This window comes from Leisingera sp. NJS204, assembly GCF_004123675.1.
Lineage (GTDB): Bacteria > Pseudomonadota > Alphaproteobacteria > Rhodobacterales > Rhodobacteraceae > Leisingera.
In genome coordinates, this window is the sequence record NZ_CP035417.1 from 931,196 (window position 1) to 956,786 (window position 25,591).

Genomic DNA, 25,591 nt, shown 5'->3' on the forward strand with positions numbered 1-25,591 from the left:
AAATCTGTCCCACAGGTGCTGACGTCAGACACCTTTGTGGATCGTTGCAGACCCACCTTGGCACAGTGATGCCGTCGGGGGCGGTCACATCATCAGAGCCTCATGGAGAGCAATGCCGGAAGCCTGCATGGAGGATCCTTTTTGCGGGCCTCCCCCACTCTTGGGGAGGGGGAGACCGGCTGATTGCAGGCATGTCCCGGATTAAAGGGGGCAAACCTTGATACCGGACTGAAAGGCGGTCCCCAACAGAATCTTGTCCTTATATGGGGCTGCAACGCTGACTGAGGACTGCAGAGAGCCGTCATTCTCCAGCATCAGCTTGCTGTCCCCGGTGGCCGGATCAACGCGGTAGACCTGGAAGGGTGACAGTGCGCTGGCATCTTTGATGTGGCCGTCAAAGGCCATCAGGTTCAAGTGGCTGGCCACCCAGAGGCTGCCGTCTTCGGCAACACTGATATTGTCAGGTGCTTCGCCAACAGAGATTTCGCGCACCAGGGTCAGAGTGTTTGTGACCGGGTCACGTTTGAACTCCTTCAGGACGCTTTCGCGCATGGCGGTTGCGTAAACGGTTTTTCCTTCGTCGATTGTAGCCACGCCATTAGCAAAGGCCATGGGCGCGGAAAGGGAGACCTCACCCTGATCGTAAACGGAAACATCGGCAATTTTCTGGGCCAGCATCATTTCGACGAGGTTGGCAAAGTTACCGAACCTGCCGCGGTCGTTGCTGAAATAGACGGTGTTCAAGTCAATGGCTGCCAGATCGTTGGGGGAACGGATGCCGCTGTTCTGATAATGCTCTACAAGATTCAGCGTATTTTCGCGCACCTCAAACACAAAGATATCATGCCCGGCAGCGGGATCGGTTGCGCTGCGGTGGTTTAGTGCAAAGAGATACTGGGTTCCACCGATTGTTTTCAGGTCAACTCCATGGGGGAAAAACGGAACAGCTGCATCCAGACCGGTTACGTTCATTTCGGTCAGAGAGTTGCTGCCATCCAAGTCCAGCCGGTGGATTGCGCCGGTGGCGATATCCCCGGCCATACCTGCACGCCTGTCTAGTGAGGAAATGAACGCAACCCCAGCGTCATAGTCGATTGCTAGGTCTTCTGGGCCTGCCATATCGCCGACACTGGTGCAGGCGGCGTCATATTGTGTTGTGATGCTGTTGAATGCACCCATCGAGGACATGAGTGCTGCACCGCCTACCCCTGAAAGGGCGATAACCGCAGTTCCGATTAAAAGCCAGCGTCGCATATTTTTATCCTTTGAGTTGATTGTCATGTACAGGCAGTGCGTAGCGAGTAGCTGCCAAGATGATGGATTTGATCACGGGAACATGCTCGGGCTTGGCTGGTGCATAGAGCATGAGAAAGGTGTCTGTGGGGAAGATACGCTTGAAACGCGCCATCGAATGCAGTTCACCCCAGCCTTTGTCTATGACCTGTTTGGCGTCGCTGGGACTTAGTATTGTGTGCATAGAGCCGTCCGATGGGTGGAAGTGCCCTATTTCCCCTTCCTTGCCGGTTGCTGGATTGCCGCCATCAACATCCTGCAGCCAGATCGCCTGATTGTGCTTTTCGTGACGGCTGAGCTTGTACTGGAGGCGGGCCGCATTCTTCGCGACGATATCGTCGAAGGCTGCGGAGAGATCACTCATTGTTGCGGTGTCTGGAAACTGGTCGATCTGGCGGTGTGGCACTGCGTGCGGCGCAACAGTCGGTCGCGGCATATCCCGGCCCGGCAGGCAATCCAGATAAGCGACATCAGCCTCACTGCCCAGCCTGGAAGAAAAGACGGATTGGTCCAGAGGATCTCCGGCCAACGGCCGCATTGCGGTCACTGTAAGCCAGCCGCGCAGATTAGAAGGGAGGCCTCCTTCACCTAGTGCGATCCAGGCGCGGTAATCCGCTATACAGACAAGGATTAGGGCGATCGTACCCAAGATCAGAGCGGCAGCGCCAAAGATCCAGCTCACAATTGCTGCTTCATCATTTAGCCAGCCTAGAAAGCCGTGGCAGGTTTGAAGAATGCCCAAGGCGGCCAGGATCAAACCGGCCAGCCATAGCGTAATGTTCACCCGCATTTCATACCTCCCTTTGGAACGTCTTAGTAACGTCCCTAGGGATATCTCATGCCGATCAGCTCACCATGTGCCAGAAGTTCAGATGTCTGGTTCAACTGGCTCAAAACTTGCTAAGTGAGTTGCGGTATACGCCAGGGGATATGCCGAAGTTGCGGCGAAAGGCTTTGGACAGGTTGCTGGAGTTTTCGTAGCCCGCCCGATATGCGATTTCGTCCAAGGACAGGGTCGTAGAACGCAGTAAGTCGCGGACAACGCCAAAACGCTGCGCGTTCTTGACGGCTAGAAAAGTCTCTCCCTTTTCACCCAGCCGTCGCTTCAACGTCGCAGGCGAGACCCCAAGAAGCTCTGATGCGGTCTCAATTGTGCTGCCTTTGAAGCCGGTCTTGTGGATTGCCCAGCCAACACGGCCAACTATATCCATTGTTTCCGGCGGGAGGGACAGTTCTTGCCTCAATTTGGAGACTGCGGCGGAGTTGATTTGTTTCCCGCCTGACCTTACCCGCAGTCGCATCATGGCCAACGGAAGGCTGAAGTAACTTTCTTTGTGGTTAAAGACTGTTCTGGTTCCAGGCGGCAGATATGCGGTCCATCCATCTTCGCTCGGCGCAGGCCAGACCAAAAAAATAGTGTCACTCAACTCGGTTCTGGATGTGCCGGTCAAGGTGCGGCTGATCCATGCCATGTTGACCAGGCTGGCAATAGTGTGGAACTGGACAACACGATCTGGAGTATTGCGATTACCCGATTTGATCAGAATATCGAAGGTTTCCGTATCACGCCGGGTTTGCAGGACCTGGCTGCCACCGGTGCGCGTGGAAAAGAACTCTGGCAGATATTCATAGGCCTTGGACAATCGGGTAGCGCTGCGCAGTGTAAGACCGAACATGCCATGAGGTTGGAGGCTCAACAGTCGACCGAATTTCCAGGGCAGCAGCGGATCTCCAGTAGCGGCGCAAAGATTGCCTGCCAGAGTACTGTAACTGTCGCTGCGGATATACCGGGGTTGGGACAGCAGATCAGGAATCGTAAGCCCGGTTCCCGTCAGCAGAGTGCTGGCGGGAACCCCTTGGTCCGAGGCAAACGTTATCAGGAGCTCGGCGTATTCGAAGGGCAGGGAAAAATCCCCAATGCCCACACCAGTATTCTGTGCCATCGGCCGAGACACTAGCCAGATAGGCTTTTTCAGACAAGAGCGATGAGTACCGGAAGCGGGCAAGGGAATTTCATGATTTTCAGGTGATTGTAAAGGAGTGGCTGCCCAGCCATTCGGCGTCAGCTTCAATCACATCTCCTGGCTTCAGATAGTCAGAGTTTGCCTTCCCGGCAGAGACCATAGCGCCGATCAAAAAGCGGGCGGGTAGGGCTCGGGCGATCTGGCGCTTGAGGCGGTTGACCTTAAAGGTCACCCCTGCCGGAGTTCCGGTTACCAGCAGGTCTCCGGCGTTGAGCCTGCGGCCGGGGGCAAATCGTGCGGCATGGGTCAACAGCTCTCTGGGTGTGTAAATGAGGCTGCTGACCGGTTCCTTCTGCCGCGTCTTACCGTTAACCTTCAGGTGCAGCGTCACATCCGGGAATTTGTCGCGAGCGTCCTCGTCGGGCACCCAAAGCGTATCGGCTGTGGGAAAGAACCCGTCGAAGCTTTTGCATTCAGTCCAACAGGGCAGTCGGCTGTCGCAAAGCTGGCCAAACAGCTGCACCGTTCTTGTGGTGACGTCATTTGCCAGAAAATAGCCAATCCTGGGCAGTGGCGCACCTGCTTCAAGATCTTGAAGCTTGCAGTCCTCGAGAATCTGAACACCCAGTTCGATTTCATAGTCGAGCATCGGGCCGATCTTGTCGCGCAAAGGCTCAACCTGATCCCGGATTGCTGGTTCAATCTTGAAAGTTGCCTGCAGCATTTCGTCAATACTGGGTGTCTTGACGGTTTCCTGGTTCACTACAGGAGTTCCGTGCTTCAGGAAGATGACTGGTTTTTCCGGAATGGTCTCGGCGGTTTCGCGTATGTGGTCGGCATAGGCGAGACCGAAGGCGTAGGAAAAAGCAGCTTCACTTTGGAATTTCGACAGTTGGCCATGGCTGATGTCGCAAACTGGGGCCTTCTTCATCGGATGGTCTCTTTCACTGATAGCGATGTTTCATGGATATGCCGGTGAATTTGGCTCCTGACGGAAGGCTTGTGTAGGCGCGAAACGATCAGCGTTATGGTGATTTTGGCGCAGGTGCCGGTAAATGCAGTCAGGTGGCAGAAGTGCAGTGAGACTGCAGGAGCATTGGCGGCAATCGCACAGCTGCCTGCAGTAGCAGGGAATTGACACGGCGGGGTAGCCGCCCGACAAGGGCGGTCGACAGTGTTTATTCTGAGGCGGTTTTATGAAGTTCGACAGGGCATCAGCACCACGCAGCCAGATATTAAAGGCAACAAAGAGTCTGCTGCAAAAGGGCGGAGTCACGGCGGTGTCTATGCGCTCTGTCGCTGGTGTCATCGGTGTATCGCAGATGATGCCCTACAAGCATTTTCCGAGCAAAGATCATATCCTGATGGAGTTACGCCTCGAGGCGTTTGAGAGCCTGACAAAACAGATGCGCAAGGCACAGGGCACCACGGAGGATCCATACGATGCATTGGTACAGGTAAGCCGGGCATACGTGCTGTTTGGCCTGGCGCATCCAAACGAATACCGCCTGATGTTCGACCCCTGGGAGTTTGACGCCTATGAGCGGATTCTCAGTGACTTTGGTGAATCCGCCAATCGGGAATCGCTGAGCTGGCAAGTGAATCTGGACGTGGTTTCCGCGTTTTGTGCTGCGGAAAATCTGCCGGTTTCACCGAATGCAGCGGCGCATTGGTTATGGTCGTCCCTGCATGGGGCGCTGCAGCTTCACCTGTCGCGAAAACTTGTTTTTAATATTGATATACAAGAACTTGCGGACATTATCTGCCGGTCTGCTCCGGCGTCGATAAGGGCTATGCAGTTGGATTGACGCTACGTCCCGGGAGAACTGGCTAGGTTATTTTTGCCCTTCAGGTTTACAGTGTAATCCTAATATGAAGGAGGAGCCGATGGACATCGGGGCAATCATCACCAGCATCGCGCTTGCCGGGTTAGTGTCGGTCATGTTTTCCATGGGAACGTCGCTGTCGGCGGCCGACTTTCTACGCGTTTTGCGGCAGCCCAAAGCGCTTTTTCTGGGCATCACCGGACAGATCCTGCTTCTGCCGCTGGCGGCTGCAGGTATAGCTATTGCCATGGACCTGTCCCCGGCGGCTTCAGTGGGGTTAATGGTCATTGCGGCTTGCCCGGGAGGGGCGCCATCGAATGCTGTTTGCGCTGTTGCCCGTGGGGATGTCGCGCTTTCGGTGTCACTGACAGCGGTTGCCAGTGTTCTGGCCTTTCTGACCGTGCCTTTCATAATCGGACTGGGAATTGAGTTCTTCTTGGGCGAAAGCACGACGCTGCACCTGCCGTTCTGGGAAACGGCGTTTCGTATATTTCTGACGACGTTCTTGCCGGTTGTGAGCGGGATCGTGGTGGGAGCTGTGGCCCCTGAGTTTGCAGTCAAGGTCCGCCGGCCGATGTTTATCAGTGGCTTCGTGACCATTCTGATCACGTCCCTGTTGTTTGTGGCTGGCCGTATGCATCTGATTTCAGCGTTTGATGCGTTTGATGCGTTTGGCGCGGTGGTGGTGCTGAATGTGCTGATGATGGGGCTTGCCTTCGTACTTGGGCGGATGGCCCGCCTGAAGGAAGATGAAACCCGCGCGGTGACCGTCGAAGTCGGGATGCAGAATATCTCCATGTCGATCGTGGTCATCATGGGAATCTTGAACGCACCTGAGCTTTTGGGACCAACCTTCTTCTACCTGCCTTGGGCCTATGTCACCGGCTTAGGCTTTGCTTTCCTGGTCCGCAAGCTCCGTGCTCCGGCGCTGGCCTGAGCAGCCTCGGGAACAAACCTCGCCACTGAATCGTAACATCTTCGTTTGCGCTGAAGCGTTCGAAGACTGCCGAAGAGAAGCAAGATGAAATATCCACTGACATTTGAGCCGATTGAACTGGGGCACGTCACTCTGCCCAACCGGGTCATCATGGGGTCCATGCACACAGGCCTGGAAGAAATTGACCAGACAGGTGAGCGGATAGCAGCCTTTTATGCGGCGCGCGCGCGCGGCGGCTGCGCGCTTATCGTGACTGGAGGCGTTGCTCCGAACGAAGAAGGCAGCACCGGTATTCCCAGCAAGCCAGACAGCTACGGGCGGCTTGACTCACCAAAATCCCTGGCGATTCACCAGCGGGTGACACAGGCGGTGCATGATGAAGGCGGCCGCATTCTATTGCAGATCCTGCACACCGGCCGGTATTCCTACGCGCCTGGATCTGTTGCGCCATCAGCAATTCAGGCACCGATTTCAGCGCATGTGCCTCGCGAGCTGACAGGTGCGGATATCACTCGGACGATCCATGACTTCGCCAAATGCGCCCAGCGGGCCCAGAAAGGTGGGTACGACGGTGTCGAGATCATGGGTTCAGAAGGTTACCTGATCAACCAGTTCATTGCGCAGCGCACCAATCACCGCACCGATGAATGGGGCGGCGCCTATGAGAACCGTATCCGTTTTCCTGTTGAAATTGTACGCCAGACCCGCGAGATGGTCGGCCCGGACTTCATCATCATGTTCCGCCTATCAATGATTGACCTGGTTGAGGGTGGTTCCGACTGGGAAGAAGTGGTGCAACTGGCCAAAGCGCTGGAAGAAGCCGGTGCCACTGTCCTGAACACCGGAATTGGCTGGCACGAGGCCAGAGTGCCAACTATTGCACAGGCCACGCCCCGGCAGGCCTGGTCCTGGGTGACCCGGCGTATGATGGGAGAGGTTTCGATCCCGCTGATCACCTCGAACCGGTTCAATGCACCGGATCAGGTGGAAGAGGCCCTACGCGATGGCCATGCGGATATGGTGTCGATGGCGCGCCCGTTTCTGGCGGATGCGGATTTCATGAATAAGGCCCTCGATGGGGATGAGGCGGCCATCAATACCTGCATCGCCTGCAACCAGGCCTGTTTGGACCATATCTTCAGCATGAAGACCTGTTCCTGTCTGGTGAACCCGCGGGCCTGTAACGAAACGCGTTTTGCCACGACCCCTTCGGACAAGCCGCAGCGGATTGCCGTTGTGGGGGCAGGCCCTGCGGGCATGAGTTTTGCATGCGAAGCGGCGGAGCGGGGCCATCAGGTTGTTCTGTTCGATGCTGAAAAGAAGATTGGCGGGCAGCTGAACATTGCGCGCAATGTTCCGGGGAAAACCGAATTCGATGAAACCGTGCGCTATTACGGCAACCGGCTTGAACGCGCTGGTGTGGAGATCCGGCTTGGCACGCGGGTTGGATTGCCTGATCTGGAAGCCGGATTTGATCAGGTGGTTCTGGCCACGGGGATCGAGCCGCGCGCCTTGGACATTCCCGGCGCAGATCACCCCAAAGTGTGCAGCTATATCGACATTCTGACCGGGCGTGTGGTCGCGGGAAAACGCGTGGCAGTCATCGGCGCGGGCGGCATCGGTTTTGACACGTCAGAGTTTCTTCTGGTCGCGCCAGGGCATGACCATGCCCATGTTCCCTCTTTCATGCGGAAATGGGGTGTGAACCCTGGCTGGGGGCAGGGGGAAGGCGGCTTGCGCGGCGGGCTCGCGGAGGCGCCGGCACCGGATGCTCCGTTCCGGGATATCACTTTGCTGCAGCGCAAAACAACGCCGCCGGGTGCAGGGCTGGGCAAAACCACCGGCTGGATTCACCGCGCTGAGATGAAGCTGGGAAAGGTGCGGATGCTGGGCGGGGTTCAGTATCAAAAGGTTGATGACGCGGGGCTGCATGTGGCCGTGAATGACCAAAGTGAAGTTCTGGACGTCGATACGGTTGTGGTGTGTGCAGGCCAGCTTCCCAAGCGGGATCTGCTGGAGGGGCTGCAGGCTCGCGGGATCCCGGCGCACCTGATCGGGGGCGCCGATGTGGCTTCCGAACTCGATGCAAAGCGCGCCATTCAGCAAGGGCTGACACTGGCTGAGAGCCTGAGCAAACCCCAGGCCCAGGCATGCGCCTGAATGCAAAGTCCGACATGAGGAACGAACACATGACTGATTATGATGCGATTGTCATTGGTGCAGGCAACAGCGGCCTGACCGCCGCTGCGGGCATGCAGCGCAAGGGGCTGCGGACGCTTCTGCTTGAACGGCATAATATCCCTGGCGGATGCGGGACGTCTTTCGTGCGGGGAGAATTCGAGTTCGAGGTCGCGCTCCACCAGCTGAGCGGGATGGGATCTGATGATAACCCTTTTGTTCTGCGCCAGACATTTGAGGAACTTGGCGTGATGGATAAGGTTGATTTTGTCGAGGAAGGCGAAATCTACCGGTTCTGCGTTCCGGGCAAGGTGGATGTCACGCTGCCTGCAAGCATTCCTGGGATTGTTGCGGTGTTGAGCCGCGAGTTTCCGGAGGAAGCCGGGAAAATCCGCGATTTCATGAAGGTCTGCGGACAGCTGACACATGAATATTATGTGCTGTTCCCGCGGGCCAAGGCATCAAAAGACCCGGAAGAATTGGAGCAGCGCTGTCCCAATGTCGTCAAATACGGAGTACGCACAGCGCGTGATGTGCTGGATGAGTTTTTTGCGGATGAGCGTCTTAAGGCAGCGTTGGGTGCATATTGGCCGTATCTAGGGCTACCCCTGGATGAGCTGCCTTTTGTCGAACTGGGGCCAATGTTCTTTCTCTATGCCGAATACCGCCCCTACCACATGCGGGGCGGGTCGCAGGCGATGTCCAACGCGCTGCTGGACAGTTTTATGGAAGCGGGCGGTGAAGTGCGGTTCAATACTGCGGCGCAAACCATCCATACCAATGATGGCCGGGTCTGTGGGGTGACCACAGAACATGGAGATCGCTTCAGCTGTAACCATGTGGTTTCAAATTCAAGTTCGATCCATACGTTCAACGAGTTGCTGGATTGGGATGAGGCTCCAGAACAGGTGCAGCAGATATTCCGCCACAGCCGGATCGGGGTCTCGGGGTTCATTGTCTATATGGGGCTTGATGTTTCGCCGGAGGAATTGGGCGTGACCGCCGCGTCCAACTTTATTTGCTCTGATCTGGACGACCGTGTGGTTTTTGAAACAGCCAACGCGCTGACAGATCCGGCCGGCTGCCTGTTCACCTGCTACAACTATGACGACCCGTCCTTTGCGCCGGACGGAAAGTCGATGATCGGGCTGATGTGTGCCCAATACGCCGCCCCATGGGAGGCGATGGACCCGGAAATCTATTTTGATGCGAAATATGACTTTGCAGAGCGCCTGATCGCGCTGGCGGAACAGGTCTATCCGGGGTTGAAAGACCATATCGAAGAGGTCGAGGTCGCCACTCCATTGACGGTTATGCGCTACCTCAACACGCCTGGCGGCGCGATTTACGGCTTTGATCAGAACGCGTTGGAAACCCCGGTGTTCCGCGAACGCCTTAGAGGGCCAGAAGGCCTTTATCTTGCAGGGGCCTGGAGCGGTCCGGGCGGATTCCAGCCAACCTATATGGCTGGGCTGTCTGCGGCGAACACTGTCGTGCGCAACAACACTCAACTACTGGCTGCGGAGTGAAACCATGAGCACAAAATCCACACTGAATGTGATTGCCGCCTATGACAAGGTCTGCGCCGAGAAGGCTGAACTGGCCCACGAAGGCAGCAACTTTGCCGCAGACCGGAATGCGGTCGCGCGGCAGATCCGCAAATTGCACCCCAAGCGGCTGACCCTGACTGTTGGTGAAATCATCCGCGAAACCCCGACGGCGTGCAGCCTGCGCTTGCTGAGCGATGATGGCTCACCGCTGCCTCCGTTTCAGGCAGGGCAGTACATCAATTTGTTTCTGACTGTCGACGGAGTTGAGACGGCCCGCCCGTTTGCCATTTCGTCCGCGCCGCAAAGCCGGGACTATTATGATGTGACGGTTCGCAGTGTGCCCGGCGGTTTTGTCAGCCCCTATATGGTCGGCGAGATGTTCGAAGGCCAGATCTTGCAAAGCTCCGGCCCGATGGGTTCCTTCTACTACAATCCGTTGTTCCACGGGGGGGATCTGGTTTTCCTGGCCGGCGGGTCCGGTGTTGCGCCGGCAATGAGCATGATCAGGGATATCATAAACAAGAAGCGCCCGCTGAACTTCCACCTGATCTATGGTTCGCGCAGCACGGATGACATCATTTTCCGGCAACAGCTGCAGACACTGGCAGAACAGCATGACTTCCTGACCGTTGATGAGGTTATCTCTGAACCAGACGCGGATTATACTGGCCACACCGGATATCTCAGCGCGGAAATGGTCCAGCGTCTGACCGGCGATGTTGACGGCAAGATGTTTTATCTTTGCGGCCCGAACGCCATGTATGACTTCTGTAAGCCGGAATTGGAAAAACTGGGAGTGCCCGGCCGGCGCGTTCGGATTGAAGCAAACGGGGCGCCGCCAGCGCCGCAGAAACTGACCGGCTGGCCGCAGGGCCTTGAGACCAGTAAAGAAGTCACTGTTACCGTGCGCGGCCGGGGACAGTTCAAGATGCCCGTTGGCGAGCCGCTGCTGAACGCGATGGAGCGCAACGGTTACCAGGCGGAAAATGCCTGCCGTTCTGGTGAATGCAGCCTGTGCCGGGTCAAGGTCTTGTCGGGCGATGTATTCAACCCGCCGCAATCCCACCTGCGCAGTTCTGACCGCACGTTTGGCTGGACGCACGCCTGCGTTGCCTTTGCGCTCAGCGATATTGAAATCCTGATTTAGGAAAAATGATAAGGGAGGAACGAACATGCCAACCACGGAAACACTCGCAGAAAGCACTCGGCGCATCGATGGGAACAGTCGTTGGTGGGACCGCTCATACACAGCTGCACAGGCCGCATATGATCCGAACGCGCGGCGCTATGCACATGTTTCAGACATTCTCTTTGACACGGTAAAGGCGTTTCCTGATCGTGTTGGCTTTTCTCTAGTGCTGCCTGGCGGGCAGTGCCTGGACAAGACATATGCGGAAATCGGTCAAGCTGCAGAGGCGGTGGCCGCCTACCTGCGCGAAGATTTGGGCTTGCAGCCCGGGGATGTTGTCGCGGTACAGTTGCCGAATTCACTTCACTACCCGGTTGTTTTGTTTGGTGCGCTGCGTGCCGGTCTGACGGTGACCAATCTCAATCCGCTCTATACCCCGCGCGAGATCGCCCATCAGCTTCGGGATTCCGGCGCCAAAGTCTTATTCGGGTTCAATCTGTTTGCGGCCCGGCTTGCCAAGGCGCTTGAAGATGTTCCAGTTGACAGGGTGATTGTTGCGGCTGTCTGGGATTTTTTTCCGCAGGAAGTGTCGTCTCAGCTGGAACACTACCTTCGCAATGTGGCCAAACAGGTACCGGACGTTCCGTTCGACCATGAGAATTTTGCAGACGCTCTGGAAACGGGCGGCCGCCATCGCGGCAAAGACTGCTTGGCAGAGGGCAAGGACTGCTCTGCGCCGGCTTTCATACAGTATACTGGTGGCACAACCGGGGCCAGCAAAGGTGCTGAGCTGACACATGACAATGTCGTACACGTCCTTGAAATGCTTGAATGCAGCGTCCGGGACGCGCTGGACCCAGACAGGCAGAACTCAATTCTTACGGTCATCCCATACTACCATATCTTCGCGCTGATCGTGAACATGATGTTGTTCACCTCCCAAGGCGGGCGCAATATCCTGATCCCGAACCCAAATCCGGTTTCCAATCTCAAACCCGCATTTGAGAACTACCGAATAGACTGGCTGACCGGAGTTGACACGCTGTTCAATGGGCTGATGGCACAGGACTGGTTCCAGGAGATGAAGCCTGAAATCGAGCTTGCGATCGGCGGCGGCACAGCGTTGAGGGAGGATACGGCGTCGCGCTGGCAGGCGGCGGTTGGTCCGATCGCCGAAGGGTACGGAATGACGGAGTCTACCTGTATCATTGCGATCAGCCCGTTTGACGGCCGCGGCAAGCCAGGCACGGTCGGCTTCATTGTGCCCGGTCTAGATGCCAAGATAACCGATGAGCAGGGCAATCCAAGGGGCATCGGTGAACCCGGCGAATTGCATGTAAGGGGACCAAATATTGCAACCGGGTACCGCAATCAGCCGGAAGCAGGCGGCGAGACGTTCCAGGACGGCTGGATGGCGACAGGGGATGTCGTAACAATGGACGCTGATGGCTACGTTACAATTGTCGACCGCAAGAAGGACATGATTCTGGTCAGCGGTTTCAACGTTTACCCGAATGAGTTGGAGGCGGTTATCCAGGCGCTGCCGCAGGTCGATGAAGTGGCTGTTGTCGGCAAACCGCACAGCGAGCGGGGTGAAAGCCCTCATGCATTCATCAAACGTAACAATGATGGCCTGACTGAGAAGATGGTGGTTGACCATTGCCGTGCAAATCTGACGGGGTACAAGATTCCGACACATGTTACATTCCTGTCCGAACTGCCCAAAAGCCCGGTGGGAAAGATCTTGCGGAAAGACTTGTAGCCAGAACTCTCCCGGTGCAGCTTTAGCGGTTCCTGACGCAAGACGGCCCGCGCCTTGCGAGCCGTCATTGCACGGCAGCGTTCATGCGGCACCGCCCCGGGTATTACATGGCTGCCAAATTGATCGCTGTCGCGGCCATATTTCCGTGTGCATGGTTTCTCGGCATCTGTCGCAGGAATGAGCTTTCAGATGTTTGCTCTGAACAAGATCGTGGAAGGCTGTAGAAGCTGAAGTACCATAGAGGCCTGGCCTAAAACAGGAGACGTTGGGTTTGACGCCTGAAGCGCTTTTTTCGCATTCCAGCAGCCTTGCAACAGCCGGTTGGGTCATTCTGGTTCTTGGTCCGCGCAGTATCGGCTGGCTGAACCTGTTCCCGCGGCTGCTCATTCCTGCAATCCTTGCAGCGGTTTACACGGCGGTCGCCTTAAGCCGCTTTTCCGAAACCGGGGGGGGATTTGGCAGCCTCGCTGACTTTACTGTGTTCATGACGAACGAGTGGGGCTTGCTGGCGGGCTGGGTGCATTACCTGGCATTTGACCTGATTGTGGGCTGCTGGGCCGCTGCACGGCTGGATGTCGCCGGTGTCACCCGAATTGTTCAGGTGCCTGTTTTGATATTGGTTTTCATGCTGGGGCCGATTGGCTATTTGCTGACCATCCTGATTGTCTATGGCCTCAGCGGATCTGCATGGCTTGAAAAACAAGCCACCGCGGAAAGGACGATCTTGTGACAGGCTCTAAAGAAGCTGACCGTCGGGAAAACTATCGGAATTGCTCCCGGTTCCGAGTGTTGACCGTCTTTTCCTTGGCGCTGATGGTAATTTGCGGGCTGTGGAGCTTCGCTGATCACCGGTTGGTGGATGGCACACCGGTTTGGGGGAAGCCTATGAAGTTCGCGTTCAGCTTCGCGGTCTTTTTCGCCACGATAGAAGTCTTCGAGAGTTTTATGTCAACTCGACTGCGCCGTGGGAAGCCGTTACAGATCGCGTTTGGCGTGATGTCGGTCTGCTTTCTGGCAGAAATGGCCTATATCTTCTATCAGGCCGCGATGGCGGAGCCTTCGCACTTTAACTTGAGCTCTCTGTTTCATACCGTGATGTATTCGGGCCTGATGTTCGCAAGCGCGATATGCATTTTGATTGTCAATCTGTACATTGCCTGGCTTATCAAACACGACCATGAGGCCCACATATCTCCGGTTCTGCGGGAGGCGGTTTGGCTGGGCGGCCTTTTGACCTTCTTGCTTACAATGATTGTGGCGATTTATCTCAGCGCTCAGGATGGGCATTTTGTCGGAGCGCATCCAGAGGGAGCGCCAACCTTGCCTGTTTTTGGCTGGTCCCGCGTCGCCGGTGATTTGCGGCCCGCGCATTTTCTCTCGCTTCACGCTATGCAACTGCTGCCACTTATTGCGTTTGCATTGAACCGCAGGGGCAGCCTTGGACGGCGCAGCCTGTTTTGCTGGAGTGCGCTATACGCAGTCTTCACAATGGCGGTTTTCTGTCAGGCACTCATGGGCTATCCCCTGATACCCCTTGCATAAAGTGCCGGATAGGATCGGGGTGAGGCTGCTCGTTGTCGGACGCAGGGGGGAAGCGATACTACGGTGATTGAGGCAGGTAGGGGCAGGGGTGCCGGTGGCTCTGGCGCACAGGCTCCAGCTTGCAATCATATTTTGTGCCGCAGTTCGCTGTATTTACGTCGGCTGACTGGAACGTTATCTCCGTTGGACATCTCGCAGGCATAGGCGCTGCCAACACGTTTGATTCCCTTAGCGTGCTTGAGATTCAGCCAGTGTGACCGGTGGCATTGAAGGCCGGTGAACTCCTCGAGCGCCGCCACACTTTCGGCAAATGGCTGTTTTATCAGCACTTTCCCGTCGGCAGTGATAACATTTACATAATGCCCCTGGGCCTCAATCCGGATCAGATCATTGCCTAGGTTGTGGGGCACGTTAGGCAGCGCGCTTCTCAGCATAGGTTCGGTGGCGGGGAAGGCTGCCAATAGCTTGCGGTGCTCACGGACGGCGGCTGCGAGTTTGCTGGCGGCAATAGTGAAAAAAGCGCTGCAGACCACAGCGGACAGGCCAACTGAAGTAAACTCATCGAAGAGGTTTTGTATGATACCGCCTGGGGGGGCGCTGAAGGTGCCCGAGAACCATTGGTCGAGCAGCAGTGACACAGGCGATAGCAGGACTGGAAGACAGAGTGTACCGGCAGTGAGAGAAGGTGTCCTGCCAAGGCCGAGCCGGACGCATAGCATAGCGGTGCCCAAGACGATCCCGATGGAAAGGAAGAAATGGATAAACCAGGAGGCGGCTGCCGCGAGATAGCTCAGTTCTGCAGTTGGCTGCGGGGAAAAACTGGTCAGGATCAGCGCTGCTGCAAACGAGAGGGAGGCGGCATAGGCCCAAAGCCGCTGCCAGCTGATGCCGCTCAGGCCGAAGAGGGACAGGGCGATATTCATTCCTCCCTGCGATCCAGAACTCAGCTGCATAACCTAGCCTCCTTAGGTGCCGGTAGGATGCTCAACTTTTCCAAATCTATATAGGTGTAAACGCTGAATCTTGAACGGTCGACGTACGACCGTCCGTACCTTTTGGCGACCGTTCATGCACAATAACAGCGGATCAGGGAATTCAGTATTTTCTGGGCTGCCATACGGAGAGATGCCTTTGCCAAGCGCAGCCTATGCGCTTGAGAATGATCATCAAAAGGTTTCTCCATGTCTCAGTCTCTTAGGGCTCCTCTCGCCCTTGCCGCCGCAGCTACAGCACTCTTAGGCGCACCCGCCCTGGCCGGCGAAAAGAACCTCACAGGCGTTATCGGTCTGGGCACGTCCTACGGCCCAGAGTTTTCTGGTTCCGATGAGTCTTCAGCCTCGGCCTTCCCGATCATCAGTCTGGAATGGGGCGAGCGCTATTTCTTCGATGACCGCGGGTTGGGGTTTTACGCCCTGCGGAACCAGGGTGGCTCTGGGCTGTCTGCGGGTCTGGCAATCGGATATGATTTTGACGAACGGATCGCCTCTGATGACTCCCGGCTGACAGGGCTGCGCGATGTCGAAGCCGGCGCAATGCTGACAGCGTTTCTAGAATATGATCTGGGGTTCGCTGATTTCGGGCTTGCGCTGAACCGAGGGTTGGAAAGCGCAGGCCATGAAGGTACGCGCGCAACAATGAGCCTGGAATTCAACGGACAGGTCAATTCGCGTCTCTCACTCTCTGCTGCCCCCTATCTCGTTTGGGCCGACAGCTCTTATTCTCAGGCGTTTTATGGCGTTAGCCCGTCCGAAGCAGCTGCTTCGACGTTTGCCGGATTTGCGGCCGGCTCCGGGTTTGAACGGGTTGGTGTCGAACTGCAGGCCACTTATGCCCTGAATGACCGTACTGGCATTTTTTTGGGGCTGAACCACGCGGAACTGGTGGGCGATGCCAAAGACAGTCCGGTCACCTTTGACTCGGGGCAAACCGCGATTTCGACCGGCATCTACTTCCGATTCTAAAACGTCGGCACGCGGTCGGCCTGGCGGCAGCCAGGCCGGTTGCCTGCGGCGAAATCACTGGAGGCTTTAATGAAACGTATTCTCTCCGCGGCTGCGGCTATGTGTGCAGCCGTATTGCTCTGGGCTTTCTTGCTTGACGATGATCCTGCGCGCATGAACCAGATCACCACGGATGGGCAGATCGTTCAGCCTGGTGTCCTGCCGGCTGGCAAGGCAATTACCATGGCTCAGGCGCAGGGCAGAAATGGCCAGGCGATCCCGCTTCTGGTTGTCGGGATGACGCCTGATAACGTGACGGCTGTCGACCTAACCCGGTATGGCGGAGCGCCGGATACGGATCTTTTTCGCGTTTTTGATCAGGTCGGAGAGGAGACGTTAAAAACGCTGTTGCAACAGGCCCAGGGCACAGATGTAGCCGCGGGATTGCTGGGTGAGTACAGCTTCGATGTGTTGAAGCCCGCTGCGGGCGGGGGGGATTTGCATATTGGAAGCGGAACGAATTTCCCCGAGCATGCGGAAGAAACCCTCAGTTCGTCGGTCTTCAACTTTCCCAAGTTCGGCGTTGCGACACCGCCAGTTACCAGCGTGGCTTTGCGCGATGGCGTGCTGCTGGATTATGAAGTGGAACTTTGTGTCCGGTTCGATCGCGACATCAGATCATTTGCAGACTTCGAAGCCGCTCGGAAAGGCTTCTTCCTGTGCGGGGATTTTACCGATCGCGGTACGCTGCTGCGGATGATTGATACGGGGAACTTTGATTCCGGGTCCGGGTTCAGCGATTCAAAAAGCGGAGAAGGCTTCTTTCCCAGCGGGCCCTTCCTGGTCATTCCGGCAGAGTGGCAGAAGTTTGTGACTGATGAACGCATTCAGACGCTGCGAAACGGTGTAATCCGTCAGGACGCTTTTGGCGCAGAGATGATTTTGGGCTTTGATGATCTTGTACAGAAGGTTCTTGGGGACACGGCTTCCACACGATTTGTTTACAAAGGCTCCAATCACCGGTTGGTGCGGGACGAACAGATCGCCGAGGGGCAAGGCCTGATGTCCGGGACACCGGAAGGCGTGATCTTCATGCCGCCGACAGCGCGCCAGATCGTGCGTGGAGTAGTCAGGTATGTTGTTTCGGGGGCCGTCTTCAAGGCAGCAAATCCTTACGACGCGATCATCTCATCTGTTGTCACTGATGAGCAGGAAGCCGGGCGGTTTCTCATGCTAGACGAAGAAGTATCATATCTCTCTTCTAGTATGGGAAAAATCACCATCGCTGTGACCTCCCCGGCAGGGCAGGGGACATAACAAGGATGTGGCCAGAGCTGTGGTTCTGGCCGCTTAAGTTGTCCGGCTGCGGACGGGTGCTTGTTGGTCGGGACTGTAATGCCGACCTGTCGAAGATGTCTTGATCACCAAAGGGATTTGCCGGGGCACCCGGTGAAGACCGTCGCGAGATCAGTTTTGATAAACTGAACGGGTGGCGAGATGCCGCCACCCATCGCGATAGATACCCGAACATTTCCCTAGGCCATGTTGACAAATGCGGAGCCAAAGGCGGATAGAAGTGATGTCAATGAAGCCCAGGAAGCTTTCAGCAGTCTTGTCATAGCGGGTTGCGACGCGCTGGGCATTCTTTAGTATCCACTCACTGGAGCAAACCCTCCGGCTTCCAGCCGGATCCGCTTAAGCGTGAAAGCTTCCTGTTATGCACTTACCCTCCGGAAAATGAGCCGCAGCCGGGTCGAAGGATCATTTTCCGGAGGGTAAGCGCATGCAATATGATACCGGCGAACACTGCGTTTTCTACCACCGCTACCATATCGTATGGTCGACCAAATACCGCTACAAAGTGCTGCGCGGGGCATTGCGCCTGCGGGTGCGCGACATTTGCCGCCAGGTCTGCGCCGAGAACGGGGTCGCCATCTTGCGCGGGGTGCTGTCGAGCGACCATGTGCATATGTTCGTGTCGGTACCGCCGAAACTCGCCATCTCCGAACTGGTGCGCAAAATGAAGGGCCGTTCGTCTTACCGGGTGCAACGGGAATTCCCTGCGATCCGCAGGCGCTACTGGGGCTGCCGGTTCTGGGGCCGCAGGTATTTTTCAACCATCAAAGGCGCCATCACCGAAGACATCATGCTTCAGTACCTGGAAAATCACATTGCCGATCCTACCGGCGCCAGCCGGCAGTCGTTCAGTTTGTTGAAGCATCGCTCAACCATGTTGCGCAGCCGGTAAAGTCTGTGATCTACACCCACGCGCATCTTGCGGGTCTTGCGCATTGGAATTTGAGTGAGGATGTCGCGCTCATCCATGGTTTTCCGCATACGGTCAGCATCATAACCCCGGTCTGCTAGCAGCACCTTGGGCTCCGGCAGGTTGTCGGCCATGACCAGGTCGACAACCGAGATAACCCGACGTTTGGCCCGGTGTGATTTCCGTTCTCATTGGCAGGCCATGCGCGTTGACGCGAAGGTGGATCTTGGTCGTGAACCCACCTCGTGAGCGGCCAAAACCCTGTCGAGGAGTCCCCCTTTAGCGCCCGTTGCCTCATGATGGGCGCGAATGACGGTGCTATCGACCATTTGCAGGGCCTCTGGGACGGCCCCGTTCTGGTTGAGGGCATCCATAATGTCCTCCTAAAGGGCCTTGATGCAAAAATCGGGCGAGGGATTCACTGCGTGAAACCAGCATGCTAGCTGTGAGCCATGAGCAGTTGGGCCGCTAGGAAGTACAAGACCACGAACTGGCCGGCTTACAATGAGGCACTAAGGCGGCGCGGTTCGCTGACGGTGTGGTTTGATCCCGACATGGTGTGGAGACCTGCGCCGACGGGACGGCAGCCGAGCTTCAGCGATGCCGCAATCCAGACCTGCCTGACGATGAAGGTGCTGTTCGCGATGCCGTTGCGACAGACGGCTGGGTTCGTCGAAAGCCTCCTGCGGCTGGTCGGGCTGGACTGGCCGGTCCCGGACTTCAGCCCCTTGTGCCGTCGCCAGCGGAAGCTGAACGTGGCTATCCCCTACCGTGGAGGGAAAGGCCCGCTGAACCTGTTGATCCCCTCTCGTGACATCACTGCGTGATGCACTGCCGGGCAGCGGACAGCACCGGGATCAAGGCCGAGGGCGAAGGTGAGTGGAATGCCCGAAAGCCCCCCTCTCGCACATGCCATGCATGTGCTGCCGGGCAGCGGGTGGCTCCAAGCGGCGCATCTGGCGCAAAATACACATCCCCTGCCCGTCAGGGTCATGCACAGCATGATCCCGCGAGGGGAATTGATGAGGAAACTGGAGTTCGCCCCTGTTTCCGGACAGTTTGATTATTGACCCTATGCGGCAATTCTCCAAGTCATGGTTTCGTATGCTTGCGCGGGTGTTTGGCAGCCGATGGCGGAATGACGCCGTTGGCGATTGTAGAAGACCTCTTTGTATTCGAAGATCGCAGCCTTTGCCTGGGCACGCGTTTTGAAGCGCTCCCGGTGAACCAGTTCCTTTTTCAGGGACGCAAAGAAACTCTCCATCGGTGCGTTCTGCGCCTTCAAATGGTCCCCCAGACCATTTGATCCGCTGGTGCGGACCAGCTTGAACTCCAGGCATTCTCCGGTGCGGCTCATGGATTGCGTGATGCGTGCCGCCCTAAGCAATTTGCGGTATTCTCCGCCTGCATATTGCACGCCGCGGTCGCCATGGCGGATGAGCCCTGGTACCGGGCCGCGGCGCCCAAGGGCCATGTTCAAGGCATCACAGCACAGTTCCGATCGCAGATGATCGTCCATGGCCCAGCCCACGATTTCACGCGTGGCATTCGACCATTGTTCTCGAACCAATGGCGAACAAGGTCTCATTCCTTGATGGCAGCCACGTAGAGCCAGCCTTCAGCGGTGTCGGCATAAGTGATGTCAGCGAGCCGAACACGGTTCGGAACGGTGCAATCGAACTGTTGCTCCAACAGATTTGGTGAGGGTTTGAGGCTGTGATTGCTGTCTGTGGTGCGCCGCTTTCGACGCTTGTACAGGCACGGTGAGACATTGTTTTCACGCATTATTCTGGCCACGCGCCGCTCCGAAACGTCCTCGCCATCGGCTTTCAGATCCTGGTGGCCCCGCTTTGCCCCATATCGTTTTTTGCTTTGAGTAAACGCCGCTTTGATCTTTGGCAGCAACGCGGCGTCCCGGGTGTCCCGCAGCTTTTGCCGCTGATCCCGGGCAGGTTGCGGCTGGACAAAGCCGTAAAACCAGCTGCGCGCAACGCCAGCAATGCGACAGAGCTGAGCGATCGGCTAAACAGTCTTGCGGGCAGCGACAAATGCATGTTTCGCGTTCATGTCTTCGCTGTCCTTGAGGCGAAAAAAGCGGAAGCCTTGTGGAGGATCCCATTTTCCAGCTTCAAACGTTTGTTTTCCTTCCGCAGACGATCCAGTTCCGCTGCATCCGCCTGCTGCCTGCGCAGCGCCGCCATTGATCCTGCCGCTTCGGCCTCCAAGTGCCAGGTCTTCAGCTGGGAACTCGTCACACCCAGTTCCCTGGTCACGCCACATTGTGTGGCACCAGGCTTATAAAGCCGGCCAACAGCTGCGGCTTTGAATTCATCTGTGAACGTTCGTCTCGATTGTCCCATTCCATGCTCCTTCCGTGGACAGGGGTAAATTACCCCGGTGTCCGGGAACAGGGACGAAGTTCAAATGCTGGAGGTCAGAGCCGTTGCGATCACTGGCAGCAATATCGGCGACGCCCCCATACTACCGGAACTGCTGGACCAGACCGGAGCGGATCAGGACATCGCGCCGGTCACAGCCGACGGGGCCTGCGGCACAAGAAATTGCCACGAGGCAATCGCTGCCCGAAATGCTGCCGTTGTCATACCGCCACGCAAGAACGCAAAGCCTTGGAAACCAACGAGTCCCGGCGCCGTCGCCCGCAACGAAGCGCTGCGAGCCTCGAAGTACTTGGGCCGTGCCGTCTGGCGACGGTGGAGCGGCTGCCACCGCCGGAGCCGTGTCGAGATATGAGGAGGATCAGAAAAGGATCCGGGGGATCCTTTTCCCGACGATTGGATGAATTGCATCAAACTCCTTGGCCAATCCTTGATGGCACGAGACTTCGAACGCCAAGTCGCCGAGCTGCAGGTCCGTATCGCCGTGCTGAACGGCTACACTGCGCTTGGCATACCTGTTACGCGGCCCGTGGGATAAGTCCGTCCGGGGAAAGGGGAACTACGGTCAAACCCCGATTTGTGCAACAAGGCCCAACAGAGCCATTTCACGATACGAACATTTAATAGGAATGGGCCGAAGTTGCGGCCTTTCTTCTTAAGGAGAAAAAAAGTACCGCAAGGCCTGAAAAGAATAACGTGATTTGTGGGACGTGGATCATATACGCGCCATTTGGTGAGATGGAGTCGCCCCATACTTCACTAATTCCACCTGTTGACCAGCCAAAGGTCCAAGCGACCCAAAAGGGGATTACGACTATTGTGCCAAGAATTGATACACGTCGCCAGTCTTGAAGGGTTTGGGCCTTGAATGTGAAGTAGATAGTGATAGATGCGAGCGTCAGGCCAAATGTCACCTCACGTATGAAGTGGTTCTTCACATAGTCAGCGATCAACGGTGTCGAAAGGGACGTCGGGATAAACTGAGAATATGCAATGAACATGAACGATATTCCGCTGATGATCAGTATGCGTCCTAATAGTGTCATATTTTTTTCTCCCTGATATTTTATTTGTGAAGGAAATTTGATCCATTCACAACTTCTCCTCATTTATCATCATAGCGGTTTTTTCTGGTCTGGTGACGAGGTTGACTTGGCTCTGCGGCATGGTTAAGAAAGCTCATGAATAGAGCTACGCAGACCGGTGCCGCAATAGGAAAAGGCGAGTTCCTGATCTCTGCGGATTACCTTGGGTTGTTGATATCGTTTTCAGCAAAATACGGCGTTTCACCAGAGTCTTTGTTTTCCAATTCGGATGTTTCATTAACTGACTATTTGTCCAGGCCGCTCTTTGTGCGGAGTGATACGTATAACGGGCTAATCGACGAGCTTGTGGGCGCCTCGCGCGATCCGTTGCTGCCGTGGAAATACGGCAAGGCCATCAGTGAGCTGTCCCATGGAGCCGTCGGTCTAGCGCTTCAGAGTTGTGCCACATTGCAACAATTCTTCGATCTTCTGCCGATGTTTTTTGCGACCCGTGCGGGTTACGCCCAATCCGTCTCTGTCAGGGTCGCCAAAACCCGCTGCGAAATTGTTGTCCGTTCGTCAAAACCCGATGCTCCCGGACATATCGTGCGGTTCAATACTATTGCCAGCCTGATGGCATTTGCCTGGATGAGCCGCCGGTTGACAGGAACCGAAACAGGATTTCTGGATGAGGAGTTGCAAATCTCCTGGCCCGATCCCGGGTTGGAGATTCCGGCTGATTTGCTGCCGCCGGGTACAACGGTCAGTTTCGAACAGCGGGAGAACCTGATTTCGCTGCCTAAGACCCGGCTGCATACGCGGATCGTATCCAGCAGTCCCAGTTTGATGGATGCAGCTTTGCGCCGCTGTGAGGTGGAAATGGAGGCGCCACCACCCAATTCGGGAGTGGTGGAGAAGGTGCAGTGGATGTTCCGGAAGACAGAACCGGAGCTGCCTACGCTTGAGGCAACGGCAAGCCGTCTTGGTGTTTCGCCCGCGACATTGAAGCGGCAGTTGAACAGCCAGGGGACCTCCTTCATTAAAATCAAGAAACAGGTCAGGTTCGACCGGGTCACCGGGCATCTTCTGCTTGGCAATCTGTCGATTGACCAGATTGCTGTTCGCACTGGATTCAGCGATGCCAGCAATCTGTCAAAGGCGTTCAGGCAGTATTTCGGGGAAACCCCCGGCCAGTTCCGGGAGCGGCATAGGCTGCTGGATTAGAGCGCGGCAGGCCGGGGATTTTGCCGATTGTGCCCGGTTCCCAGCACAGCTGGCAAGAACACCGGGAGGGTGCGGTTTAGGCGTAAAGAAACCTTTGCATGGTTGCGGCCACATCTTCCGGAGCTTCCAGAACAGCGTTGTGGCCGACTGGCAATTTGGTGACAGAGGCTTGCGATGGCATACGGGAGAGAAGATGTTCGGAGCGGGCTGCGTCCATTGCCGGATCCTGATCACCATAGATCACCAGACAGGGAACATTGCGTCCGTTCAGGCAGTCCGACAGGTCTTCGCGGTATTTCATGACGCTGAACAAAACAGGTTTGAGCGCCTTGTAGTCCAAGAGGTGCAAATAGTTGCGCAGTTTGCTCACCAGCATATGGTCGTCTTCGGCTGCGGACTTGGACAAGAGCGCCTTTGTCAGCGCGCCTTCGAAGTTCTTGACGCCGAAGCGGGCCAGCAGGCGCGGAATAATCGAGAACATGATTTTCTCGGAGGTTTTGGGACCGGATGCGCAGGTGTTCATCAGAATCAGGCCATCGCAGCGGTCGGCAAAATGTTTGCAGAAGGATTGCGCAACAAAGCCTCCCCACGACAGGCCGACAATTGTACAGCTCGGCAGCGCGTGGTGGTCCAGTATCTCGCGCAGAGCGACGCTGCAATCTTTGATTGAGAACAGTTTCTGCGGGGCATCTGAGCCGCCGTGGCCGGGGGGTCAATGACCAGAATGTTGTAGTCGGGGATAAAGGCCTCAAGGATCGGATCCCACATGGTTCCGTCGAAAAACATGCCGGGCCAGAAGGTCAAAGTCCCCTTGGGGTTAGGCGAACGGCTGATCGCCACGGCCATGCTGCCCAGGCTTGTCTGGATTTGCTCTTTGATCACGTTACTGTCTCCGCTTGGTAGGTCGCGTTAATGGCCGAGGCGGCTTTCATCGCGTTGTAGATACATAGAGATAGGAAGGTTCCTTCCAAAGAACGCCTCCCGTTTACACCGCCGCCGCCGAAACCGCTGGCCTCGCCAACGGCATAAAGACCGTCAATGGCAGATCCGTCAGACCGCAGCACGCGTGAGGACAGGTCCGTGTTGATCCCGCCCAGACTTTTACGTGTGATCAGGTGCAGCCGGATTGCCACGAGAGGCCCCGCCGCCGGGTCCAGGATGGGTTGACCCCGGCAAATCCTAAGCCGGTCGCCTTTCCATTGGCGCAGGCCGACAATACGGCGAACCTGGTCGTCGTTGACCTGGCCGTCACTAGCTGTAAGCTGGCGGTCATAATCGGTCAGTTCGGCTTCCAGAACTGCTTTGTCGATCCGGTTATGGCCGCTTAATCGGTTCATGCTCGCAACGAGCTCATCCAGAGTGTCGGCGGTAATGATGTCCCGGCTGCGGGGTTCTATCTGCTTCAGAAAGTCATCAGGAACACGCAGCAGATTGGCTAGGAACGTGAGTTTGCGTTCGTCCCGGATAGCCGTATTAAAGATGGCTCCGGAGATATTGAGCTCTCGCTTGGCAATTTCCCAGTTCATCACCTGCCAGGTGTAACCGTGGTCCTGCTCACAGACCCGCTGGCACAGATGGCGGGTGTCGAACCCGGAAACCAGTGGCATCGGGCCAATACGACGCCCATAGCAGTTAGCCCAGAGCCCGGACCGGGGCGGGATCAGACTGGCACCATGCTTGGGGTCCATGCGATCGGAATAGGGGTGATGAATTCCGGCGGCATAATTCCAAAACGCGTCCAGATGCGTTACATTAGCAGATAGATCTTCGGCCGCCACGCGATGCAGCTTGCCATCGGAATATTCGTGCGAGCCATTAAGGATGTAGTCCGGCACCTTGGGCCAATTGTTCGGCCAGAGGCGGCGAACCTCCTCCTCGCTGCCTGTTACGCCACCGCTAGCGATGACTATGTCCCGGCCGTGAAAACGGCGTTCGATACCATTGTTTTCAGCAATGCAGCCGATGACCCTGCCGTTTTTGTAGATGAACTGCTGCACATCGTGGTGGAACACCAGCGTCAGCTTGCGGCGCTGCTTGTGGCGCATCAGGCGCTGTACCAAGAGCCGGGTCAGCTTTTCCGATGACCCCCACATGATGTGGTATCTTGGTACCGAATTGCCAGACGTGTAGTCGCCCCGCTCCACCCAGCCGGGCGCCGGTAGAAAGCGGATTCCCAGCTCCTTGGTGAGCCATTGATAGACTGTATCAGAGCCTTCATTGATATAGGAAAGCGCCCATTTTTTTTGCCAAACATCTTCTGGGCCGAATTCGGCTGCGTGCAGCCAGTCACGGGTGGCGAGTTCCTTGGAATCCTTGATCCGGTTGCTCCGCTGGATGGGCGTGCCGGTAAACCACATGCCGCCGAATGCTTCATAAGCCTGACCGCCGAGTTTTGAGGGCGTGCCCCGTTCCAGAATGGCTACCGACCGGCCGTGGTCCAGCAATTCAAGTGCCGTGACAATCCCGGCGATCCCTCCACCAATAACCACGGCGTCAAAGTGTCTGGGAAAGGGATTCATGGAGCGCCTCTCAAGCAATGCGGCTAGTAATTTCCACCGT

General features: G+C 56.5%; 23 protein-coding genes and 4 pseudogenes. 14 read left to right on the plus strand and 13 right to left on the minus strand.

Going from position 1 to position 25,591, the window contains the following annotated elements; translation table 11 throughout:
- Window positions 1-201 precede the first annotated feature (201 nt).
- The 4 genes from ETW24_RS04710 to ETW24_RS04725 form a co-directional block, all read right to left on the minus strand.
- Entirely contained in the window at window positions 202-1,281 is a 1,080-nt protein-coding gene (locus ETW24_RS04710; protein ID WP_129369980.1) for a hypothetical protein, read from the minus strand.
- Window positions 1,259-2,083, minus strand: coding sequence for a luciferase domain-containing protein (locus ETW24_RS04715; RefSeq protein ID WP_129369981.1), 825 nt, complete (start codon window positions 2,081-2,083; stop codon window positions 1,259-1,261). Before ETW24_RS04715 ends, ETW24_RS04710 begins: the two co-directional genes overlap by 23 nt.
- Window positions 2,084-2,183: 100 nt before the next feature.
- Entirely contained in the window at window positions 2,184-3,365 is a 1,182-nt protein-coding gene (locus ETW24_RS04720; RefSeq protein ID WP_129369982.1) for an AraC family transcriptional regulator, read from the minus strand.
- Window positions 3,316-4,188, minus strand: coding sequence for a fumarylacetoacetate hydrolase family protein (locus ETW24_RS04725; RefSeq protein WP_129369983.1), 873 nt, complete (start codon window positions 4,186-4,188; stop codon window positions 3,316-3,318). The genes ETW24_RS04720 and ETW24_RS04725 overlap by 50 nt, the downstream gene beginning before the upstream one ends.
- 265 nt (window positions 4,189-4,453) lie before the next feature.
- Here ETW24_RS04725 and ETW24_RS04730 point away from each other — a divergent pair, with 265 nt between their 5' ends.
- The 8 genes from ETW24_RS04730 to ETW24_RS04765 all read left to right on the plus strand — a co-directional run bounded on the left by ETW24_RS04730 (window position 4,454) and on the right by ETW24_RS04765 (window position 14,181).
- Window positions 4,454-5,065, plus strand: coding sequence for a TetR/AcrR family transcriptional regulator (locus tag ETW24_RS04730; RefSeq protein ID WP_129369984.1), 612 nt, complete (start codon window positions 4,454-4,456; stop codon window positions 5,063-5,065).
- A 79-nt stretch (window positions 5,066-5,144) separates the two neighbouring features.
- The gene (locus ETW24_RS04735; RefSeq protein ID WP_129369985.1) at window positions 5,145-6,020 is read left to right on the plus strand and encodes a bile acid:sodium symporter family protein; all 876 of its coding nucleotides are present in this window, start codon (window positions 5,145-5,147) and stop codon (window positions 6,018-6,020) included.
- A gap of 84 nt (window positions 6,021-6,104) precedes the next feature.
- Complete coding sequence (locus ETW24_RS04740; protein WP_129369986.1) at window positions 6,105-8,180, plus strand: NADPH-dependent 2,4-dienoyl-CoA reductase; 2,076 nt, start codon at window positions 6,105-6,107, stop codon at window positions 8,178-8,180.
- Window positions 8,181-8,209: 29 nt separating this feature from the next.
- Window positions 8,210-9,727 carry a phytoene desaturase family protein gene (locus ETW24_RS04745; protein WP_129369987.1) on the plus strand — a complete coding sequence of 506 codons (1,518 nt, stop codon included), beginning with the start codon at window positions 8,210-8,212 and terminating at the stop codon, window positions 9,725-9,727.
- 4 nt (window positions 9,728-9,731) lie between these two features.
- Complete coding sequence (locus ETW24_RS04750; protein ID WP_129369988.1) at window positions 9,732-10,895, plus strand: 2Fe-2S iron-sulfur cluster-binding protein; 1,164 nt, start codon at window positions 9,732-9,734, stop codon at window positions 10,893-10,895.
- A 25-nt stretch (window positions 10,896-10,920) separates the two neighbouring features.
- Complete coding sequence (locus ETW24_RS04755) at window positions 10,921-12,639, plus strand: AMP-binding protein (RefSeq protein WP_129369989.1); 1,719 nt, start codon at window positions 10,921-10,923, stop codon at window positions 12,637-12,639.
- Window positions 12,640-12,910: 271 nt separating this feature from the next.
- Window positions 12,911-13,369: an abscisic acid-deficient protein Aba4 family protein gene (locus ETW24_RS04760; protein WP_164982688.1), complete on the plus strand. Its 459-nt coding sequence runs from the start codon at window positions 12,911-12,913 to the stop codon at window positions 13,367-13,369.
- 155 nt (window positions 13,370-13,524) lie between these two features.
- Window positions 13,525-14,181 (plus strand): hypothetical protein, encoded by a 657-nt coding sequence (locus ETW24_RS04765; RefSeq protein ID WP_164982689.1) that lies wholly within the window; start codon window positions 13,525-13,527, stop codon window positions 14,179-14,181.
- Window positions 14,182-14,306: 125 nt separating this feature from the next.
- Here ETW24_RS04765 and ETW24_RS04770 read toward each other — a convergent pair whose 3' ends face one another.
- Window positions 14,307-15,134: a LytTR family DNA-binding domain-containing protein gene (locus ETW24_RS04770; protein WP_129369992.1), complete on the minus strand. Its 828-nt coding sequence runs from the start codon at window positions 15,132-15,134 to the stop codon at window positions 14,307-14,309.
- A 228-nt stretch (window positions 15,135-15,362) separates the two neighbouring features.
- On the opposite strand from ETW24_RS04770, the gene ETW24_RS04775 reads away from it, so the two are divergent.
- The gene (locus tag ETW24_RS04775; protein ID WP_129369993.1) at window positions 15,363-16,142 is read left to right on the plus strand and encodes a MipA/OmpV family protein; all 780 of its coding nucleotides are present in this window, start codon (window positions 15,363-15,365) and stop codon (window positions 16,140-16,142) included.
- A 69-nt stretch (window positions 16,143-16,211) separates the two neighbouring features.
- On the plus strand, window positions 16,212-17,438 hold the full coding sequence (locus tag ETW24_RS04780; protein WP_129369994.1) for a fumarylacetoacetate hydrolase family protein: 1,227 nt from the start codon (window positions 16,212-16,214) through the stop codon (window positions 17,436-17,438).
- Window positions 17,439-17,675: 237 nt separating this feature from the next.
- Here ETW24_RS04780 and ETW24_RS25325 read toward each other — a convergent pair.
- A pseudogene (locus tag ETW24_RS25325) lies at window positions 17,676-17,771 on the minus strand (IS5/IS1182 family transposase); the annotation flags it as partial.
- Between the two features lie 133 nt (window positions 17,772-17,904).
- On the opposite strand from ETW24_RS25325, the gene tnpA reads away from it, so the two are divergent.
- Window positions 17,905-18,369, plus strand: coding sequence for an IS200/IS605 family transposase (gene tnpA, locus ETW24_RS04785; protein WP_129369995.1), 465 nt, complete (start codon window positions 17,905-17,907; stop codon window positions 18,367-18,369).
- On the opposite strand, the pseudogene ETW24_RS04790 reads toward tnpA, so the two are convergent.
- A pseudogene (locus ETW24_RS04790) lies at window positions 18,315-18,770 on the minus strand (IS5 family transposase); the annotation flags it as partial. The gene tnpA and the pseudogene ETW24_RS04790 overlap by 55 nt on opposite strands.
- Window positions 18,771-18,839: 69 nt before the next feature.
- Between ETW24_RS04790 and ETW24_RS04795 the strand changes: the two are divergent.
- Window positions 18,840-19,362, plus strand: a pseudogene (locus ETW24_RS04795) (transposase); the annotation flags it as partial.
- Between the two features lie 97 nt (window positions 19,363-19,459).
- Here the strand turns inward: ETW24_RS04795 and ETW24_RS04800 are convergent.
- From ETW24_RS04800 to ETW24_RS04810, 3 genes are all read right to left on the minus strand, one after another.
- Window positions 19,460-19,906: an IS3 family transposase gene (locus ETW24_RS04800; RefSeq protein WP_164982690.1), complete on the minus strand. Its 447-nt coding sequence runs from the start codon at window positions 19,904-19,906 to the stop codon at window positions 19,460-19,462.
- A 65-nt stretch (window positions 19,907-19,971) separates the two neighbouring features.
- Window positions 19,972-20,292 (minus strand): IS3 family transposase, encoded by a 321-nt coding sequence (locus ETW24_RS04805; protein WP_254695681.1) that lies wholly within the window; start codon window positions 20,290-20,292, stop codon window positions 19,972-19,974.
- Between the two features lie 158 nt (window positions 20,293-20,450).
- Entirely contained in the window at window positions 20,451-20,747 is a 297-nt protein-coding gene (locus ETW24_RS04810) for a transposase (RefSeq protein WP_129369997.1), read from the minus strand.
- A gap of 61 nt (window positions 20,748-20,808) precedes the next feature.
- Here ETW24_RS04810 and ETW24_RS04815 point away from each other — a divergent pair.
- Window positions 20,809-21,321: pseudogene (locus ETW24_RS04815) on the plus strand (transposase); the annotation flags it as partial.
- 82 nt (window positions 21,322-21,403) lie between these two features.
- Here ETW24_RS04815 and ETW24_RS04820 read toward each other — a convergent pair.
- A complete protein-coding gene (locus tag ETW24_RS04820) occupies window positions 21,404-21,829 on the minus strand; it encodes a hypothetical protein (RefSeq protein ID WP_129369998.1) in 426 nt (141 codons plus the stop codon).
- Window positions 21,830-21,964: 135 nt separating this feature from the next.
- On the opposite strand from ETW24_RS04820, the gene ETW24_RS04825 reads away from it, so the two are divergent.
- The gene (locus ETW24_RS04825) at window positions 21,965-23,032 is read left to right on the plus strand and encodes an AraC family transcriptional regulator (RefSeq protein WP_129369999.1); all 1,068 of its coding nucleotides are present in this window, start codon (window positions 21,965-21,967) and stop codon (window positions 23,030-23,032) included.
- A 76-nt stretch (window positions 23,033-23,108) separates the two neighbouring features.
- Here the strand turns inward: ETW24_RS04825 and ETW24_RS04830 are convergent, their stop codons facing one another.
- Both ETW24_RS04830 and ETW24_RS04835 read right to left on the minus strand, forming a co-directional pair.
- Window positions 23,109-23,708 carry an alpha/beta fold hydrolase gene (locus tag ETW24_RS04830; RefSeq protein ID WP_129370000.1) on the minus strand — a complete coding sequence of 200 codons (600 nt, stop codon included), beginning with the start codon at window positions 23,706-23,708 and terminating at the stop codon, window positions 23,109-23,111.
- Between the two features lie 202 nt (window positions 23,709-23,910).
- Window positions 23,911-25,551: an FAD-dependent oxidoreductase gene (locus tag ETW24_RS04835; protein ID WP_129370001.1), complete on the minus strand. Its 1,641-nt coding sequence runs from the start codon at window positions 25,549-25,551 to the stop codon at window positions 23,911-23,913.
- Between the last annotated feature and the right edge of the window lie 40 nt (window positions 25,552-25,591).